This is a genomic window from Blastopirellula marina, assembly GCF_002967765.1.
GTDB classification, from domain to species: Bacteria; Planctomycetota; Planctomycetia; order Pirellulales; family Pirellulaceae; genus Bremerella; species Bremerella marina_A.
Genome location: NZ_PUHY01000010.1, coordinates 1,044,776 through 1,062,809, shown reverse-complemented (window position 1 = coordinate 1,062,809; position 18,034 = coordinate 1,044,776). Strand labels below are relative to the sequence as shown.

Here is an 18,034-nt window from a genome sequence, read left to right as displayed (position 1 = left end):
TCTCTAGGCTTGAGTGCTATTTGATTTTGAACACGTCGGGCAGCGTATAATTTTCTCGTTCCGCTGCCTTGCGAGTTGTCACCAACAGCTTTTTGGCGTCTTCTGGCCCATCCATGGGATGAATGACATAAATCAGTTTTTGAACGTCGGTCCCTGGTCCTGGTGAAGCTTCGGGATTGGCCCGAACCATTAACTGAGCCAGGATCTCTCCCGCCGGTTTGTCGTCGAAATGGAAATCCTTGATTTCCTTGTTGCGCGTAATGCCGTCGAGTTGCAGATCGGTTCCATTGATCTCAACTTCGATCCCAGCTTCCTCGCCAATGTCGCGGAGGGCAAACTCGAGCGAGTTTTGAGGGAACGAGATACTCATCGTACTCGCCAATTTCTCCTCAATCGTCTCGGGTGTTTTCGCCGCTGGCATGTTGCCACCCGCCAGGGCCGTGGCACCCGATGTGTTGGCGGCCAACAGCAATTCGGAGGCCGCGACCAGGTTTTGGCCGGCAGCTTGTGGCAAGATGCAGTTGATCATCGCTTGATCATTCTCGACACCGCTGCGCGTATTTTGGTAAGCGAAGCGTACCATGCTTGGAAACTGCGTAGCCAGTCGACGCCAATAAGGGGTTGGATTGACCGACATGACCGACTCTTCCAGGCTTCTTGCAATACTCTTGATCTTCTCCTTCATGTTCGCTGCCAGCGACGGAGGATCAAGACTAAGTGAGCCAATCATGCGCATTTCGAGGTAAAGGTCATCGCCAGTGTGCCCGCTGAATAAAACGGCCCTTAGGCCTTCGCCGAGAAAATCTTGAACCGGGGTAGCCACTGCGGAGAGTTCTCCCGGGAATACCTGAGCTGTGTTCGTGCTGAGAAACTGGGGATCGATTAGCAAGTTGACCGTTTGCTGATCGTCGGACTCTCGGCGAAGTTGTTCCAGTTCGCGGGTAAGCTGGGGTGACTCGACGCCCTGATCGGCAACAGCCTTTACGACGGTGGCTGAACCAGCGACGAACGCCTTGTCTTCTTGTCCGGGAATCGGCATTACGGTCCAACCGTTGACCGAATACATCGGCGGAACGCTACCAGCGACCGGAGTGGGGTTACCCCATAATGAAGGCAAGTTAGCTGATTCTTTCAACTTCGCTACTAAGCAAGGTGGTCCGCCGTTGGTTGAAGTCCCCAGACCGACCGTCAAGCTTTCCAGTGTATCGAAGTCGATGGCCAAGTCTCCTTCGAGTTGGCCACGGACGGCGGCGAATTGCGGTCCGAGCCCACGGAGAATTCGTTCTCCCTCTGGGTTCATCGTCAGTTCGCTCGTACGCACGACCAGAGCGAAACGTGTGTCGTTGGGTAACCCGCTCAAATCAATAGGTTCGCCGGAGGTGGGCGAGGCCCACAACGTTTGGCCGTCGTCTTCCACCAATGGTGGCCCAGCAGGCGTTACCGTTTCTGGATTTGCTTCCCCTTCCGGCGGCACATCGGTACTGGGGTTTTGTTCTGGTTGAACGGGAGCTGGATTATCGTTTTTAGCGACTTCGTCGGCAGGAAAGACGATGCCGTAGCCATAATACCCACCGACGATGGTCGCGATCACCATGAAGCATAAGACCACAATGCTGGTGATTTTACGTTGGCGTTTTCGCTTGCGGATGCGTTCCGTCAATGCCGAAGCACGCCCCGTTCCTCCCTCTGCGGTGGTTGGTCCCACGGGAACCGCAACCGCGATTGGCGGCTGAGGCGTGGCGACCGGTGCTGCTGTTGGAGCCACGGGTTGAGGAACTGGCGGAGTTGCTCCCCCGGGAAATGGAGCCGTTTGAGGAGGGGTCGATTGGGGAGCGGCTTGCGGTGGCACGGGCTGCGGAATCGGAGGCTGCTGACCAGGGGTTGGTGGTCCAGGGGGGTGAGGCACTGGAGCGGCCGTCGGAAAGGGAGCCGCAGCGGGTGGTTGAGGCGTTGCGGCTGGGGCTGGACTCGCCGCAGCAGGTGAGCTGTTGGCTGCCAAGTGCTGCAAGTAATTTCCCATGGTCGACGGAGCTTCGGCCAATGGTGGCGACAACTGCGTCGCATCGACAAAAGGTCGCAACGCTTCGGCGACATCTCCCGCCGATTGGTAACGGCCAGATGGTGACTTTGCCAGCAAATACTGCAAGATCTGCATCATGTCAGCTGGGATGTACGGCGGCGTGGGAATCGGCGCGGAAGCATGCTGCTGCAATTTCTGGGCGAGTGTTCCTTCGAACAGCGGCTTACCCGTCAGCAAGTCAAACAAGATTGCCCCGAGCGCATAGAGGTCACTCAGCTTCGAAGGTGCCGCGCCTGCTTGCTGCAATTCCGGGGCGGCAACGTTGGCCAACGCTTCTAATCGAACCGCTTGTTCCGCATCGGACCACGGGATCGCTTCCACTGGGCGTACGGGCAGATGCAACAGTTTCAAATTGCCCGTCGATTCCAACCACAATTGATCGAGGCTGAAATCGCCAACGACCATTCCTTGACCATGCAATTGGGTCGCCCCGAGGGCAGCTTGGCGGCAAAGGCGAGCACAATCGGGGGCTGGAATTTGAATCCCTTCACCAGGACGGCTTTCCGCGAGAAGGTTTCCATCAAGCTGTTCGGTGACCAAGTGACTACGCTTCGAGCCTTCTCGAAGCTGGAAGCAGCGAATCAGGTGAGGATGGGGTGCCGCCGAACGAAGCTCACACATCCGTTGGACGATTGGATACCTGACGGAATCTTCCTGAATCTCTGGGGCAATCGGATGCAACCACACGGGGTGCCCGGTTGGTTGATGGGTGGCGACCAACGTTCCGAGAAGCGGACCGGAGTCAATGCGATCGGAGACTTGATATTCGCCGATGGTAAGGATCTTCGGGCGACCGGCCAACAACACTCGGGCTTGGTAAGGGGTTAGATGGCCACCTTTGATGAGCCATGTGGCCAATGCCTTCACGTCCCCATTTTGTGAGGACTGTTGATACCGATCGTGCAACGGCTTGCAGGTCTCTTTCGTCATGAGACCTGATTCCAGGATCAGTTTCCAGAAGTCATTCGGTTTCGTTACGGGCATAGCAGTCGGTATTGGTTTATGGCTTTCGCTCTTCCAACTTCCGCATAGGACGAATGCGAGGAATGACCAAGGGAAGACGCGCGGTCCCCTAATCGCTCGGCAAACAGAATTCGGAACAGCTACCCAAAGAGGGCGTAAGTCTTAATACATCAACGTATTAGTTTACCGCGCAAGTCACTTGGAGAGCAAAACTTCGGCCAACATTTCGTGCGTCCCCCAGTGAAGCCCGGAATGCCCCTTACGATCGGAACGACAGGAACCTTCGCCCCCGAAAAGGAGGACGAATTCGAGCGCTCGATGGTTCTCGCGTGGGGGACATGACCGACCATCGTCAACTAGGCCATGGCGGGTGAGGTTTCCTTGATAACCTCAATCGCTGCTTCGACTTGCGACGTGCTGACGTCAAGATGAGTGACCAATCGAATTTTCTGCGGCGCGGTGGCCAGGACAGCGACACCTCGTTGGGCCAGCGATTGTTGCCACTGGGCAGCGGTGCCCAACTCGGGGGCGATGCTGAAGATGACGATATTCGTATCGATCGGGTCGACATCCAAACTCAATCCATCGATTTCTCGAATGGCGTCGGCCAGCTTGGTCGCTTTCTCATGATCTTCGGCCAATCGTTCGACGTTGTTTTGCAGGGCGAACAAGGCTCCAGCAGCGATGATGCCTGATTGTCGCATGCCTCCGCCAAACAGCTTGCGAGCGCGCTTGGCCTTTTGAATGAACTCGGCCGGACCTGCCAGCGCACTTCCGACGGGCGCCCCGAGCCCTTTGCTGAAGCAGACGCTCACCGAGTCGAACATCGCACTCCACTTGTCGACGGAGATTCCGGTCGCAACAGCCGCATTGAACAAGCGAGCCCCGTCTAAGTGCGTCGTGAGGCCATTTTCATGCGCCCAAGAAGTGATCTGCTGGACGGTATCAAACGGCTGCACTTTGCCCGAGCCACGATTGTGCGTGTTCTCCAGGCAAACCAGGCGGGTCCGAACCAAGTGGTCGTTGATCGGGCGAATCGTACCTTCAAACTGATCCGCCGAGAGTACGCCCTGGATGCCCGGTAACGTTTTTGCCACCACGCCGCTCAACTGGGCGAACGCGGCTTGCTCGTAATTGTACACGTGGCAGTTTTCTTCGCAGATAAACTCGTCGCCCGGCTGGCAGTGGAGACGGATCGCAATCTGATTCGTCATGCTGCCTGAAGGCATGAAGATGGCGGCCTCTTTGCCCAGCATCTCGGCAGTTAGCCGTTCGAGTCGCTCGGTGGTGGGATCGATATCGATCACGGCGTCCCCAACTTCGGCCTGCGCCATGAACTGTCGCATGGCCGTGCTGGGCTGGGTAACCGTATCACTGCGAAGGTCAATGGAAGGTTTCATGGCAACCTGGTAAGCGGAGGAGTCGAGGCAAATGGCGACAAGGCCTCCCATCATTGTGCCGGGAGGCCTCATCCGTGCCAAGCCGATGTCTATGGCACGTGAATTTGTGTTGTCTTGGGCGACAGTTACCTAGGTATCGGTTTGCCGTCATTACGCAAAAACAACAGTCGCAGAAGCTCATCCGGGGCGGTTGGTGGTACCACGCGAATCCTGGCGTCACAGCACAAGATATAGGTGTCTTGCTGCTGCGACTTGGGGAGGTGTTTCGAGACGTTTCCGAGGTCGACTTCCAAATCGTCCGGTTTCGTCCAGATCACAGAAGCATCGTCGTTCACGTTGACAATCATGGCCGTGTTCGACGTTCCATCCAATATATCGGCAAAGCTGCGTCCCGTTTTCTGGTTGGGGGCGTTTGGCTCCTCGAAGACCATGTATTTGCCAACCGGTACTAGATAGTTGGTATGGAATTCGGGGGCAGCACTGTCTGGCGATCGGTAAACGTCAGGCATCAACTGGATCAGCTTTTTGTTGTGTTCGCTATCCCAAGGTTCATCCAAATGAAACCGCTCGTACAGGTCGTTTTGGTCGAGATAAGGAAGTAGATGGACACGCCACGATAAAAGCTTCTTGCCCTTCGAATCGGTCGAGGCCTGGGCAGGAAACCGATGCATCGTATCGTGAAATAAGTGCATACCGAGGCCAAGCTCGCGCAAGTTATTGGTCGCGCGTGCTCGTCGCGCTGCCTCGCGGGCCTGTTGGATCGCAGGCAAGAGCAGAGCAACCATTACGGCCAAAATCGCGACGTTGGCGCCGGCGACACTCCCCGGATCTTGCTCGTACTTCAAAACGAGCGACTTACCCTTTCGCTCTGGCTTCAAGCTGTCAAACAATTGCGTGGTACTTCGCAATTGGTATTTTCCCATGGCAACTTCGAGAGGATTATCGCTCTGGAGATCCCTTTCCGCGTCGAAACTGGCGCGTGCTTTCAACGAATCCAAGCTCGCATTAATAAACTCTTCTAAGCGTTGGGCGGCATCTTCGTCGATCGCGTCCAACTTCAAAACAGCCGAGGCTGACTCGATGAGATTAACGCGAACACTGATCGAGTCGGTCGACTCCCGCACCATTTGAACCTTTTCAAAGACGGGCAGGAATTGCTCGTTCGCTGGTTGGGGAGTAGGGGAATCGAGAAGTACCCTATTATTCATGATGGCCGAGAAGTCCGCGCCTTCGGAGTTGTCTACGAGCAGTTGGGCAGGATGTGTCAGGTGCTGCTGTGGTCCCGCCTTGGCGAGTTCGGCAACGATGGTTTCGCTACCAATCAAGAAGGTATGTTCATCCAGCAAATGGGCCGCGCACGTTTCGCCTGGAAAACCATCGATGGCGAATATTTTGCCTTTCAGACCAGGAAAGGTTTCTTGAGCCTCTTGGCTTGATTTCACGCTCTCGACTAACGGAGCAATCCCAGCGAAGAACGTTTCCTGAGTGAGGGTTTCGGATGTGTGGACGACACCATACATTCCGAACTCTTTCGAGCCTTCCTCAGGAGGTAGCATCACGTACGTGATCCCCGTGACCTTCATCGGATTGAAGCCGAGGTACTTTTTGCCGAATGCTTCGACCACTTCAGTTGGGTAGGCCCACAGAACTGGAGAATTGGCAAGTCGTTCGACCTGAAGTTGGGCAATCACCGCAGCGTTGTCGGGGACATACGGCAAACCGACAATCGTCGACTCGGCAACAGGAGTCGCGGGTGGTTGCGCCATGATTGCCGATGGCGGGAAAGCCATCATGGCGGAAAGGAAGCCGACCAGGATAGCGTGACGGATCGCATTCATTGCAAAGCTTGGCCTTGAATTACGGGAGGTAGAAAATCAGCGGTCGTTGTTTATCGCGACACAGCGACCGCTAGGTAATCGACACTCGTGCAGCGGCACCCGTCCCGTGGTATGTGGGAATGGTGCCAAGACTAGGACGACTTAATGTCGGCAGCGATTAACGCGGAAGCGGTTGGCCGTCGTTTCGTTGGAACAAAAGCTGAAGGAACTTTGCCGTGGTATTCGGCGAAAGCATTTGCACCGATCCATCACAGAACAAAACCTGAATGCCTTCTGGCGCGGTATCGTCCAGGTGGTTCCATGGATTCTGCAAGTCGACTTCCAGATCGTCCGGCTTTGTCCAGATCACGGAAGCTTCGTCGGCGACATTAACCGCCATGGCTGTGTTGGAAAGGCCGTCGGTAAACTGAGCGAATCGGGTTCCCAGTGGGAACTTTTCGCGAGTTTCCTTGGTTGGTTCTTCAAAGGCCAGATCCTTGCCGACCGGAACCAAATAGGTTGTTTCATTTTCGGGAGCGTTGCTCTTGGGATTGCGATAAACGCCAGGCATGTTGGCGATCAGCTTCTTGTTGTGTTCGCTATCCCAAGGCTCGTCCAGGTGGAATTGTTCGTAAAGAGCTTGTTGTTCTACAAAGGGCAGAATGTGCACACGCCACGATAGCAGCTTCTTTCCGTCCTTGTCGGTCGAGGCCTGGGCCGGGAGCTTGCCAAACGTATCGTGATAATTATGCATTGCCAAGCCAATTTGCTTCATGTTGTTGGAAGATTGCATGCGTCGGGCGGCACTGCGGGCCTGCTGCACGGCCGGTAGGAGCAACGCAACCAAGATCCCAATCACCGCAACGTTTGCCCCGGCAATGCTGTCCTTGTCTTGCTCGACCTTCAAGACCAGCGATTTGCCTTCGCGGGTAGGTGTCAGTGCGTCGAACATCTTGGCGGTCACGCGCTGCTGGTACTTACCCATCGCGACTTGAATCTCATCATCGCTTTGCAGCATCTCGTTGGCTTGCATCATGGTGACCTGCTTACCCATGTCCATCGCCGATTGGATCATGACTTCCAATCGCTTGGCCGAGGGTTCGTCGACGCCGTTGATTTTCAGCATGGCTGAGAAACCATCGAAGCAGGTCATTTGAACCGACACCGATTCTGTATAGTTCGGGATTTGCTTAAACATGCCGAATGGAGGCGGGATTTCCTGTCGACTAAGGGCCTGGTTAGCAAGATCTCGTACCGCACCAACGTTGAAGATCGCCATGACGTCCGAGCCTTGATTGCCTTCGGCCAGCATCTTGGCAGGCGCAGTTAGATCGGCATTGGGTCCTGCTTTTACGACCGTCGAAACCAATCCCATCGTGCCGATGATGAAGGTGTGCTCGTCCAACATATGGGCACAGCAGTAATCCATCGGAATTGCCTGCGTGTAGAAGGCCTTCCCTTTCAGCGTGGGAAAGTGGTCGGTGATATCTTCTTCGCTCACAACCTGGTCGACCACCTCGTCGATGCCAGCGAAGAAGGTCTCTGGATCTAGTGTTTCCGAGGTCTTCACAACTGCCAGGACGCCCGGTTGTGGCATCTGCTGGGAAGGAGCGGTCACCGCAACCGTCAGCGCGGTGATCTCCATCGGGTTGAAGCCCAAGTACAAATCGCCAAATGCTTTTGCGACTTCGACCGGGTATGCCTGGACAAACTTGTCCTGCAGAAATCGATCGGCCTGTAATTGAGCCACACCGACGGCGTTTTCTGGAATGTACCCTAAACCAATGAGTTTATCGGGCGCCGCCGCGGCAGGTTCTTGGGCCATAAGTGCCGGCGGTGGAAATGCCATGGTGGCGGAAAGAAAACCGATCAGGAGTGCATGAGCTAGTGGTTTCATGTAGGGCTTGCCTCGGGTGTCTACTTGTGATCGAGAGAAAAGCTGGCGTATTAGGAAAAGGTCACCTCCTACACGATTCGTCAAGCGAGTGCGTTCACGAGCCGAATTACGCCGGCGCCACCACGATCTCTGTGATATGCGGATCGATGGTTGTCGCCAGCGACGCGACCGCAGTCATGACGAGAGACGGTAGTTCCGGGTGGGACGAGGTTACTCCCACAAGTTATATAGAGATTACGCGTCCCTCGCGACCAGTTTTCGAAACGATTATTTCGCCATCTGTTGTTTTTTTCTTTACAAACCCACGGCTGTGCGGCTTGGTTTGGACTGGCAACTTCAAGGGGACCGCGTACCATGAGGGATTCCCTTTCGCACTCTGAGATCGAGTAATTGCGTGAACGAATCGTCTCCTCTCAATTTCCTGGCCACCACTGCCTTTGGTATCGAAGCGGTCACCGCACGCGAGCTGCAGCAGTTGGGCTATCAAACCGAGATTCTCGGTTCGGGGCGCGTGCGATTTCAGGGGACCCTCACGGATGCCATGCGAGCCAATCTGTGGCTGCGAACAGCTGATCGTGTGTTGATTGAAGTCGCTCAGATTCCGGCTGGTGATTTCGATGCGTTGTTCGAGGGCGTGAAAGAGATCGCCTGGGAAAACTACATCGATGTCGAAGGCGCGTTCCCGGTCAAGGGACGTAGCTACCAGTCGCAACTGACGAGTGTCCCTGCGATTCAGCGAAGCACCAAGCGTGCGGTGGTCGAGCGACTTCAAGCGGCCCACAACGCCGAGCTGCCGGAAACGGGGGCGACCTACACCATCGAAGTCGCGATCGCCAAGGACGTGGCGACGTTAACGATTGATACCTCGGGAGCTGGCCTCAGTCGACGTGGTTACCTCGACGAGCAACGATTCGCCCCCATGAAATCGACCCTGGCGGCGGCGCTCGTCCAGCTTAGTCACTGGAATCGAGAACGACCGCTCCTAGATCCATTTTGTGGCAGTGGCATTATTCTGATCGAAGCTGCACTGATCGGCAAAAACATTGCTCCCGGATTGCTGCGCGACTTTGCCTTGATCGATTGGCCAACGGTCGATCAAGATGCCTGGCTCGATATGCTTGAAGATGCCCGAGCTCTGCAAGTCGAGACGTTACCGGAAACGATCGTCGGCTATGACGACGATCCTTCTGCGCTTCGTTTGGCGCGGCAGCAAGCGATGTCGGCGGGAGTCGATCAACACATTCACTTTCAAAAGCAGTCATTCAACGAACTGACCAGCAAGCGAAAATATGGCTGTGTAATCACCAGCCCACCGTATGACGATCACTCACGTGCTCGCCGTATGGAATGGGATAAGTATCGCAGTTTTCCCGATGTTTTACGTCGGTTACCCACTTGGTCGTTCTTCATTCTCACGGCGTTTCCTGAGATGGAACGAGCGATGGGACAAGAAGCGAATCGCCGACGGAAGATGTACAACGGACGTGTTGAGTGCCATTACTTTCAATATCATGGACCTCCGCCACCGAAGAAGGACGAACGACCAGCCAAGGAAGATTCGTTAAGTGACGAAGCCACCATCGAGGAGACCCCGAAGCCAAAGCGAACTATCACTCCGGCGTTTGGTGGACTCGATGAGAAAGCTCGCGAACAGGCTCAACTGCTGAAGAATCGGTTGGTGAAGCGAGCCCGGCATTTCCGACGTTGGCCGAAGCGGGGCATCCATTGTTATCGCCTGTACGAACGAGATATCCCTGAGATTCCGCTCGTGATCGATATCTATCACGATTACCTGCATATTACGGACTACGATCGACCGCATGATCGAACGCCGGCTCAGTATGCCGACTGGCTCGACAATCTGGCCGAGGCTGCCCGAGAGTCGCTTGAAATTCCCGAAGGACATGTTTTCGTCAAGCATCGCACGCGTCAGGCGGGTAACACCCAACATGAGAAGGTTTCGGATGATTCGAAGATCGTGGTCGTCGAAGAAGGGGGGCTCAAGTTCGAGGTCAACTTGTCAGACTACGTCGATACCGGCCTGTTTCTCGATCACCGCAATCTGCGAGCCAAGTTCCGCGAGGAAGCCGCCGGTAAACGTGTGCTGAATCTATTCTGCTACACCGGCGCATTCAGCGTGTACGCAGCTGCGGGCGGGGCGATCTCGACGACTAGTGTCGATCTAAACGGTAACTACCTGGACTGGGCTGGTCGTAATTTCCAGCTGAACGGGCTATCGATCGCTAAGCATTACTTCATTCGAGCCGATGTGATGCAGTACCTGCCTGATCAACCGCCAGGAGCCAAATTTGACCTGGCAATTGTCGACGTCCCGACGTTTTCTAACAGTAAGAAGACAGACGACGTCTTCGACGTGCAGCAAGATCATGTCGAGCTAATCCAAAGGACGTTGGGATTGATGAGCCCCGATGGCGTCCTTTACTTCTCAAACAACTTCCGTCGCTTCAAACTGGACGAAGAGGCCCTTGGGGGGCTGTCGATTCGGGAAATCTCGAAGCACACGGTGCCTGAAGACTTCCGCAATCAGCGTATTCACCGCTGCTGGCGAATCAGCAAGGTGTGATCAACCTCAAAGCGGTTGAGTGATTTTGCGCAGATTGGTCCCCTATGTAGGGTGAGAGACGTTTGCCCTGCGATCAGCTACAAAGCAGATACCCCGTGGGTGCTGTACGCGCCCGAATCGTCCTCCTAAATCTTCTTCACTGCTGGGAATTCTCTCATCATGCATGCCCGAAAAGTTAATTGGCTGAGTCTACTTGGAGTCCTCTCTTGCTCACTCTTCGTGGGCTGCCCAGGTGCTGGCGATAGCATTCAATCCGAGTCGACCGTTACTGGTACCGTGACACTCGACGGCGCACCTGTGGAAGGGGCAACCGTGACTTTTCGACCAGAGGATGCGAGTGGCAGTGGTGCTTTCGGCATGACCAATGCCGAGGGAAAATACGAGCTGAACACCTCTACCGCTGTGCTTGGCGTAGCGCCTGGCAAGTATAAGGTTTCCGTAACTAAGATGGAGGCCGCGGCTTCCGATGCACCTTCCGAAGATGACCCGAGTTACGGTGGCGCGCCAAAGAAAGAGGCGGCTCCGAAGCATCTCATTCCCGAGAAATACAGCCGTATCGAATCGTCCGGTCTGACGGCGGATGTTACGCCTGGGGAAAACACGATCCCCTTAGAGTTGAAAAAGTAATGCCTCGTTTGGCCTAAGCGGTAAAGGCCTCGACTTAAACTCAAATAACAACTTCCCCGCCGGGAAGTTGTTTCTGGTGAGGGGTTGGCCTCTGGTTCTATAGTGCTGCTGCTCTTCGGTTTACGTCAAGTAAGTGACCAAGAGGTTCAAAGGCACTGATAATAATTTCTCTTTTTTGCCGCAAATTGTAGGAATGTCACTGGTATACCCAGTGATTTCTCATTATTTTATAATTGACCTACGGGTGGGGGTCGCGGCTCACTCCTAGGTGTTGATTCTGGCCTGATACTAGGCTTCGGCACCTAAGCACGACCTGCCCTAATTAGTAAGATTTCTTCTATAGGTTTGGCTTGAAGAGGTTTCCTTGGCCCCGATTTCCGGAGTGATCCCCTCACTCGGATATCGCGATGTCGGGTTGAGTCAACTCACCCTACCTCTGTTCCTGGTTTTTCTTTCATACCTTTGCCAAGGATCCATTCATGCCTGTCCCATTTTCGCGGCGCGGATTTACCCTCGTCGAACTCTTGGTCGTTATTGCCATCATTGGCGTATTGATCGCATTGCTTCTGCCAGCGGTGCAGCAAGCACGTGAAGCTGCACGGCGAATGCAGTGCTCAAACCAACTCAAGCAGTTGGGTTTGTCGCTTCACAATTACCACGACACCTACGGAACGTTCCCTCCTCGTAAGCAAGGAACGACCGGTCCGAGCGAAAGCACACGCCGAGCCCATAACTACGGTCGTGTTAGCGCCTTCGTGCCTTTGCTTCCCTACTATGAACAAGCAGCGATGTACGATCAGATCGTCGCTGGTGACGCAAACAATCCTCCGTACGGACCAGCCTCGTGGCAAAGCTGGACGGTGTGGGATATTCCTCCTGGAATGCTACATTGCCCATCGGCAACCTCGAAGAATCCCCAAGCGAACTCGACAAACTACATGTTTAGCGTGGGTGACCAGATCAACAACAATCGTGACGCGACAACACTCCGTGGTGTATTTGCCAATACGCTTGGCTTGGGCTTCAAGGACATCATCGACGGAAGCAGCAACACGATTGCGATGAGCGAGCGCCTCGTCACCAACTACGGTTTGGGTAGCCAGACTGGTAATATTGAAGTCCAGCATGGCACCGCAACCGGTTACTCCGGTCTGGCCACAAACCCTGGTCAGTGTGTCGCTTCGGCGAATGGTAAGTACTACAACAATGCCTCTTCGATTAAAGGTCGAACTGGTTATCGTTGGACCGACGGACAAGTCGAAAAGGTCGGCTTTACAACCGTGTTGCCGCCGAATGCTCCATCTTGCATTGACGGTGCCGATACCAACGGCGACGGCCAACATACGATCATGCCCCCCACCAGCAACCACCCAGGCGGCGTCATGGGGATGTTCTGTGATGGTTCGGTGACTTTCATTTCTAACACCGTCGATACCGGTAACCTGGCGAATCCGTCCGTCACGACCGGCATCAGCCCCTATGGTGTCTGGGGTGCGATGGGATCGAAAGATGGTGGCGAACCGATCTCGAAGCCGTAGTTCGCTGGTCTTCGGATTTGAATAAACAGAACGCCCGTCGAGCCTCGTTCGACGGGCGTTTTTATTTTCGAACGAAGCCCTTTCACTTCGACCCTCGAAACAAGCTTGGCAACTATTAGGGTTCCGTAACTAACTCGAACTCACAAATAACGGTCGTGTCCCTCGTTAGAGGTCCCTGGATGTGGTGGGATGTCGATGCTTGGCGAACGCTAAATCGACGGTAAGAAACGATCAATACCGGTTCACTTCGTTCGTTTCTACGATCGGTTTGAAATTAGTGGTAAAAGGATGTCCGCTAATCGTGTGAAAATAAGGCGCAAATAGTTATTGCAATAAATCTATAGTTTTTTGTCGACTTAGGGCGATTGGAAATGGCCTAAGTAGCCGCTGTTGTGGGGTTTGCATCCCTGGTTTGCGATGATGTTGTGCTAAAATGCTCAATTGAATCGAATTCTTTTTCGTGATTTTTGCCGTGATGTGTAGTTTTCTTACTGACTCGGTCGGCAAATTTTATTATTTTTTAGTGACAGTCAGCGCGGCCGTGATTTCGCTATCTGATCGAAATCGGATTAATGAATATTGATAAATGATGAATTGCCAGAGTGACCCTCTATTAGGTCGACTTCTGGTGTTTCGATCGGGTTCAGTTATCACGCACGCTCTTCCTGTCGGCTGCTGGTTCAAAGCAGTTGTGCGATTTCGTATTCGGATATTCGATTCTCTTTTTCTCGCCGTCACGAAGGGACCTCACATGCAAGTATCACCCTCGCGACGTGGCTTTACGCTCGTCGAACTTCTCGTTGTGATTGCCATTATTGGCGTCTTAATCGCTTTGCTTTTACCTGCCGTTCAGCAGGCACGTGAAGCAGCCCGCCGGATGCAATGTTCTAACCAGCTCAAGCAATTGGGTTTGGCATTGCATAACTACCACGACACGTACGGAACCTTCCCTCCGCGTAAGCAAGGGACCAATGGGCCATCGGATTCTGCTCGTATCGCCCATAACTATGGTCGTGCCAGCGCCTTTATCGCTCTTGCGCCGTATTACGAACAAGCTTCGATGTACAATCAGATCGTCGCGGGTGATCCTTCCATTTCGTATCCACCGTACGGACCAGCAGCTTGGAAGGGATGGGCCGTTTGGAACACACCTCCAAAGATGCTTCTCTGTCCATCTGGAACGGCGTTCAACAAGCAGAACAACGCCGTGAACTACATGTTCAGCGTGGGCGATCAGATTAATAACAACCGAGATTCCACGAACCTCCGTGGCGTTTTCCAGAACCGTGAAGGTGTTGGATTCAAGGACATTACTGACGGAAGTAGCAACACGATCGCGATGAGCGAGCGTTTGATTACGAATTACTCGTTGGGTAGCCAGAAAGGAAATATCGAGCCGAAGGCTGGCACAGCCACGGGCTTTTCCGGACTTTCGAGTAATCCAGGTCAGTGTGTCGCTTCGGTCAGTGGTAAGTACTACAACAATACGAGTTCTTTGAAGGGTCGAACCGGCTGGCGTTGGACCGATGGACAGATTGAAAAGGTTGGCTTCACTACGGTTTTGCCACCGAACGCGCCTTCCTGTATCGATGGCGGCAATGTCAACGGTGACGGCCAGCACACCATCATGTCACCCACCAGCAACCATCCAGGGGGCGTAATGGGATTGTTCTGTGATGGCTCGGTCACATTCGTTACCGATACGATCAATACCGGTAATCTCTCCGCCGGCTCAGTGACTTCTGGTCAAAGTCCCTACGGTGTTTGGGGGGCTATGGGCTCGAAAGCGGGGGGCGAGGCGTACGTCACCAAATAAGTCTCATCCAAGCCTAAACCCATTATGCAGAACCCACCGAATTCGCTTCGGTGGGTTCTTTTTTGCGCATCTAGTCCTCGCAAATGAGGTCGTTGTGAACGTTTTTGCCCACCGGTTCTCACTTGGAAGCCCCTTTTCGCGATAGCCTGGTCGTAGCAAAATAGGTGGTTCCCCCTTTTGTTTGTGTTGCCGCCTAACGATTACCCAGAGAACGCAATGGACCTGAAGTCGAAAATCGCCCGGATCGATACCCGGCACGACGACGTCGAGTCGCAACTGCAGCAAGTACGAAACAAGCTGAGCCCCAAGGGGGATGTGGTCAGCGAAGCTGGTCGACGACGAACGATCGAAGTATTCGGCGAACCTCTTTCGCCGCAGCAAGTTGTCGAGCGGATTTGTGCGGATGTCGAACGACGTGGCTTAGCAGCCGTCCTCGAATATGGTCAGAAGCTGGACGGAAAGCAGTTGTATGCTTCGACCATTCGAGTCTCCGACGAGGAGTTGCGTCTGGCCCACGAAGCGGCCGATCCGAAGTTTCTCGAGACAATCCGGGCAATTCGGGAAAACATCCTCCGGTTTCAAACGGCAATCCTGCACAAAGATGTTGAGGTTCCAATCGAGCATGGCGGAAAGCTTCGTCAACGCTATGCTCCTTTGAAACGTGTTGGAATTTGTGTCCCCGGCGGAGCGGCCGCCTATCCCTCGACGGTCCTGATGACGGCCGTTCCGGCGTTGGCTGCCGGAGTGGAAGAACTTGTCGTGATCGCGCCGCCAACACCGTTTGGGAGTTACAACCTCGATTTGCTGGCAACCTGTGTCGAAATCGGCGTGAAAGAGGTCTATCGCGTTGGCGGTGCTCAAGGGGTTGCCGCTTTGGCATACGGGGTGGAAGGAATTCCGCAAGTTCAGAAGATTGTTGGCCCAGGCAACTTGTTTGTAGCTCTGGCGAAGAAACATGTGTTCGGCGACGTCGATATCGATTCGATCGCCGGGCCAAGCGAAGTGGTTGTTGTCGCCGATACCACTGCCACACCGCAATACATTGCTGCCGACATGTTGGCTCAGGCCGAACATTCTCCAGGTAGCAGCGTCCTTATCTCTTGGGACGAAGCGTTGATCGACGCCGCACTGACCGAACTCGAAAAGCAGGTGGCCGTGCTCGAGAGATGCGACTTAACGGTACAAAGTCTGATCGACTTTGGGGCGGTCATTTTGACGCGCGACGAAGACGAAGCCTGTCGGATTGCGACCGATTTGGCCCCTGAGCATTTGCACATTGCCACGAAAGACAGCGAAGCAACCGCCGAGAAGATCTTGACTGCGGGAGCAACTTTCCTGGGGAACTTTACTCCTGTGGCAGTTGGTGACTACGCGGCCGGGCCTTCGCATGTCTTGCCAACCGGGGCGACGGCCCACTGGGCCAGCGGTTTGTCGGCAAACGACTTTTTGCGTTCACGAAGCGTCCTTCATTTCACCGAAGCAGGGCTGAAAGAAATCGCCCCGCTTGTCACCACGCTGGCCGATAAAGAGGGGCTGACGGCTCATAAGCGTAGCGTGACGATTCGCACCGAAACAGAGAACGGTTAGGAATACCCATGGGTTACTTTCGTCCCGAGATCGAAGCGATTGCCGGCTATACACCGGGCGAACAACCGCAAGGCGGGAAGTTCATCAAACTGAACACCAATGAGAATCCTTATCCCGCATCGCCGAAGGTGGCCGAGGCGATTCGTCAGCGGCTGGATCAAGGGCTCGAAAAATATCCTGATCCGGTAGGTACCGCGTTCCGTATGCGTGCTGCGGATGTATTGGGGGTCGAGCCTGATTGGATTATGTGTGGAAACGGATCAGACGATATTCTGACGATCCTCACTCGGGCGTTTGTCGGGGCAGGGCAGTGGCTTCGATTGCCGACTCCCAGCTACATCCTTTACAAGACGCTGGCCGAAATCCAAGGGGCGGACAGCGAAGAGATCCGCTTCAACGACGATTGGACGCTGCCTCAATCGTTTGGTACCGCCAGTAATCATTTGAAACTTGCCTTCCTTCCGAATCCGAATAGCCCGAGTGGTACCGTGGTACCGAAGCAGCAGCTGCGCGAGATCGCGGATTCGCTTCCTTGTCCTCTCTTGATCGACGAAGCCTACGCCGATTTCGCCGACGACAACTGCATTGATCTGGTCCGTGAGAACGAAAAGATCATGGTTGCCCGAACGCTAAGCAAGTCGTACGCCCTTGCTGGATTGCGTTTTGGTTTCATCGTCGCCCAGCCGCAAATCATCGAACAATTGATGAAGGTCAAAGACAGCTACAACTGCGATGCCCTTTCCTTGGCTGGAGCGTTGGCTGCGATTGATGATCAAAAGTGGGTCGCCGAGAACAAAGCGAAAGTGGTTGCGACGCGGGGACGCATGACGGGACGCTTGCGAGAAATGGGTTTCACGGTACCCGATTCGCAGTCGAATTTCGTCTGGGCGACACGACCAAACGTCAAACTCAAACCTGTTTACGAATTCCTCAAGCAGAATCACGTGTTGATCAGATACATGCAGTATCCTGGCATTGTCGAGGGTATTCGCATTTCGGTTGGTACCGACGGGCAGACCGACGTTTGTCTTGATCTGATCGAACAGTATTTCCAGCAGAATCCGTAAACTCCGCATAGTTGCTGCTTCATGACTCGCATCGCCAAAATCGAACGTGATACGACCGAAACGCAAATCAAGCTCGAGCTGAATCTCGACGGCTCCGGTAATTTCTCCGGTTCAACTGGTGTCGGGTTTTTCGATCACATGCTGCAGCTCTTCACGCGGCATGGTTGTTTTGATCTCAACGTCGACGTTTCCGGCGATTTGCATGTCGATCAGCATCACACCGTCGAAGACACTGGTATCTGCATTGGTCAGGCGATCCGCCAGGCGATTGGCGACAAAAAGGGAATCCGACGCTATGGTCACTTCACTTTGCCAATGGAAGAGACTTTGTGCAGCACCGTTTGGGATTTGAGCGGACGCTACTTCTTGGTTTTCAATGCGCCGTTCACCACCGAGAAGATCGGTGAATTCGATACGGAACTGGTCGAAGACTTTTGGCAGGCGCTGGCCGCCAACGCGTTGTGCAACTTCCACGTTAACATCCATTACGGACGTAACAACCATCACATCGCCGAGGCCATCTTCAAGTGCGCCGCTCGCAGCTTGCGAATGGCGGTCGAGCACGATCCTCGGTCTCCCGGTGTGCCTAGTACCAAAGGAACCCTCAACGGGTAGCGGATTGGATTCGTTTGCGTCACTCGTGTTGGCGCTTGCTGGA

The 18,034-nt window shown here is 54.3% G+C and carries 11 protein-coding genes; 7 read left to right on the top strand and 4 right to left on the bottom strand.

Features of this window, described 5'->3' with window-relative positions; genetic code table 11:
- Positions 1 to 16: 16 nt before the first annotated feature.
- The 4 genes from C5Y83_RS29990 to C5Y83_RS15440 form a co-directional block, all read right to left on the bottom strand.
- A complete protein-coding gene (locus tag C5Y83_RS29990; protein ID WP_158262371.1) occupies positions 17 to 3,010 on the bottom strand; it encodes a serine/threonine protein kinase in 2,994 nt (997 codons plus the stop codon).
- Between the two features lie 389 nt (positions 3,011 to 3,399).
- Positions 3,400 to 4,443, bottom strand: a complete 1,044-nt coding sequence (locus tag C5Y83_RS15450; RefSeq protein ID WP_105330811.1) for a threonine aldolase family protein — start codon at positions 4,441 to 4,443, stop codon at positions 3,400 to 3,402.
- 125 nt (positions 4,444 to 4,568) lie between these two features.
- On the bottom strand, positions 4,569 to 6,281 hold the full coding sequence (locus C5Y83_RS15445; RefSeq protein WP_105330616.1) for a DUF1559 domain-containing protein: 1,713 nt from the start codon (positions 6,279 to 6,281) through the stop codon (positions 4,569 to 4,571).
- A gap of 157 nt (positions 6,282 to 6,438) precedes the next feature.
- Positions 6,439 to 8,157 carry a DUF1559 domain-containing protein gene (locus C5Y83_RS15440; protein WP_105330615.1) on the bottom strand — a complete coding sequence of 573 codons (1,719 nt, stop codon included), beginning with the start codon at positions 8,155 to 8,157 and terminating at the stop codon, positions 6,439 to 6,441.
- A gap of 394 nt (positions 8,158 to 8,551) precedes the next feature.
- On the opposite strand from C5Y83_RS15440, the gene rlmKL reads away from it, so the two are divergent.
- The 7 genes from rlmKL (at position 8,552) to hisB (ending at position 17,991) form a co-directional block, all read left to right on the top strand.
- Positions 8,552 to 10,741, top strand: coding sequence for a bifunctional 23S rRNA (guanine(2069)-N(7))-methyltransferase RlmK/23S rRNA (guanine(2445)-N(2))-methyltransferase RlmL (gene rlmKL, locus C5Y83_RS15435; RefSeq protein WP_105330614.1), 2,190 nt, complete (start codon positions 8,552 to 8,554; stop codon positions 10,739 to 10,741).
- 159 nt (positions 10,742 to 10,900) lie between these two features.
- Complete coding sequence (locus tag C5Y83_RS15430) at positions 10,901 to 11,368, top strand: carboxypeptidase-like regulatory domain-containing protein (RefSeq protein ID WP_105330613.1); 468 nt, start codon at positions 10,901 to 10,903, stop codon at positions 11,366 to 11,368.
- Between the two features lie 479 nt (positions 11,369 to 11,847).
- A complete protein-coding gene (locus C5Y83_RS15425) occupies positions 11,848 to 12,906 on the top strand; it encodes a DUF1559 domain-containing protein (protein ID WP_105330612.1) in 1,059 nt (352 codons plus the stop codon).
- A gap of 751 nt (positions 12,907 to 13,657) precedes the next feature.
- The gene (locus C5Y83_RS15420; protein WP_105330611.1) at positions 13,658 to 14,722 is read left to right on the top strand and encodes a DUF1559 domain-containing protein; all 1,065 of its coding nucleotides are present in this window, start codon (positions 13,658 to 13,660) and stop codon (positions 14,720 to 14,722) included.
- 216 nt (positions 14,723 to 14,938) lie between these two features.
- Positions 14,939 to 16,309 (top strand): histidinol dehydrogenase, encoded by a 1,371-nt coding sequence (gene hisD, locus C5Y83_RS15415; RefSeq protein ID WP_105330610.1) that lies wholly within the window; start codon positions 14,939 to 14,941, stop codon positions 16,307 to 16,309.
- An 8-nt stretch (positions 16,310 to 16,317) separates the two neighbouring features.
- Positions 16,318 to 17,376 carry a histidinol-phosphate transaminase gene (hisC, locus tag C5Y83_RS15410; RefSeq protein ID WP_105330609.1) on the top strand — a complete coding sequence of 353 codons (1,059 nt, stop codon included), beginning with the start codon at positions 16,318 to 16,320 and terminating at the stop codon, positions 17,374 to 17,376.
- 21 nt (positions 17,377 to 17,397) lie between these two features.
- Positions 17,398 to 17,991, top strand: coding sequence for an imidazoleglycerol-phosphate dehydratase HisB (gene hisB / locus C5Y83_RS15405; RefSeq protein ID WP_105330608.1), 594 nt, complete (start codon positions 17,398 to 17,400; stop codon positions 17,989 to 17,991).
- Positions 17,992 to 18,034: the final 43 nt, after the last annotated feature.

Coding starts and splice junctions, on each gene's coding strand:
- C5Y83_RS15425 (WP_105330612.1), top strand. CDS start 11,848: ATGCCTGTCCCATTTTCGCGGCGCGGATTTACCCTCGTCGAACTCTTG.
- C5Y83_RS15450 (WP_105330811.1), bottom strand. CDS start 4,443: ATGAAACCTTCCATTGACCTTCGCAGTGATACGGTTACCCAGCCCAGC.
- C5Y83_RS29990 (WP_158262371.1), bottom strand. CDS start 3,010: ATGACGAAAGAGACCTGCAAGCCGTTGCACGATCGGTATCAACAGTCC.
- hisD (WP_105330610.1), top strand. CDS start 14,939: ATGGACCTGAAGTCGAAAATCGCCCGGATCGATACCCGGCACGACGAC.
- C5Y83_RS15430 (WP_105330613.1), top strand. CDS start 10,901: ATGCATGCCCGAAAAGTTAATTGGCTGAGTCTACTTGGAGTCCTCTCT.
- C5Y83_RS15440 (WP_105330615.1), bottom strand. CDS start 8,157: ATGAAACCACTAGCTCATGCACTCCTGATCGGTTTTCTTTCCGCCACC.
- hisB (WP_105330608.1), top strand. CDS start 17,398: ATGACTCGCATCGCCAAAATCGAACGTGATACGACCGAAACGCAAATC.
- C5Y83_RS15445 (WP_105330616.1), bottom strand. CDS start 6,281: ATGAATGCGATCCGTCACGCTATCCTGGTCGGCTTCCTTTCCGCCATG.
- hisC (WP_105330609.1), top strand. CDS start 16,318: ATGGGTTACTTTCGTCCCGAGATCGAAGCGATTGCCGGCTATACACCG.
- C5Y83_RS15420 (WP_105330611.1), top strand. CDS start 13,658: ATGCAAGTATCACCCTCGCGACGTGGCTTTACGCTCGTCGAACTTCTC.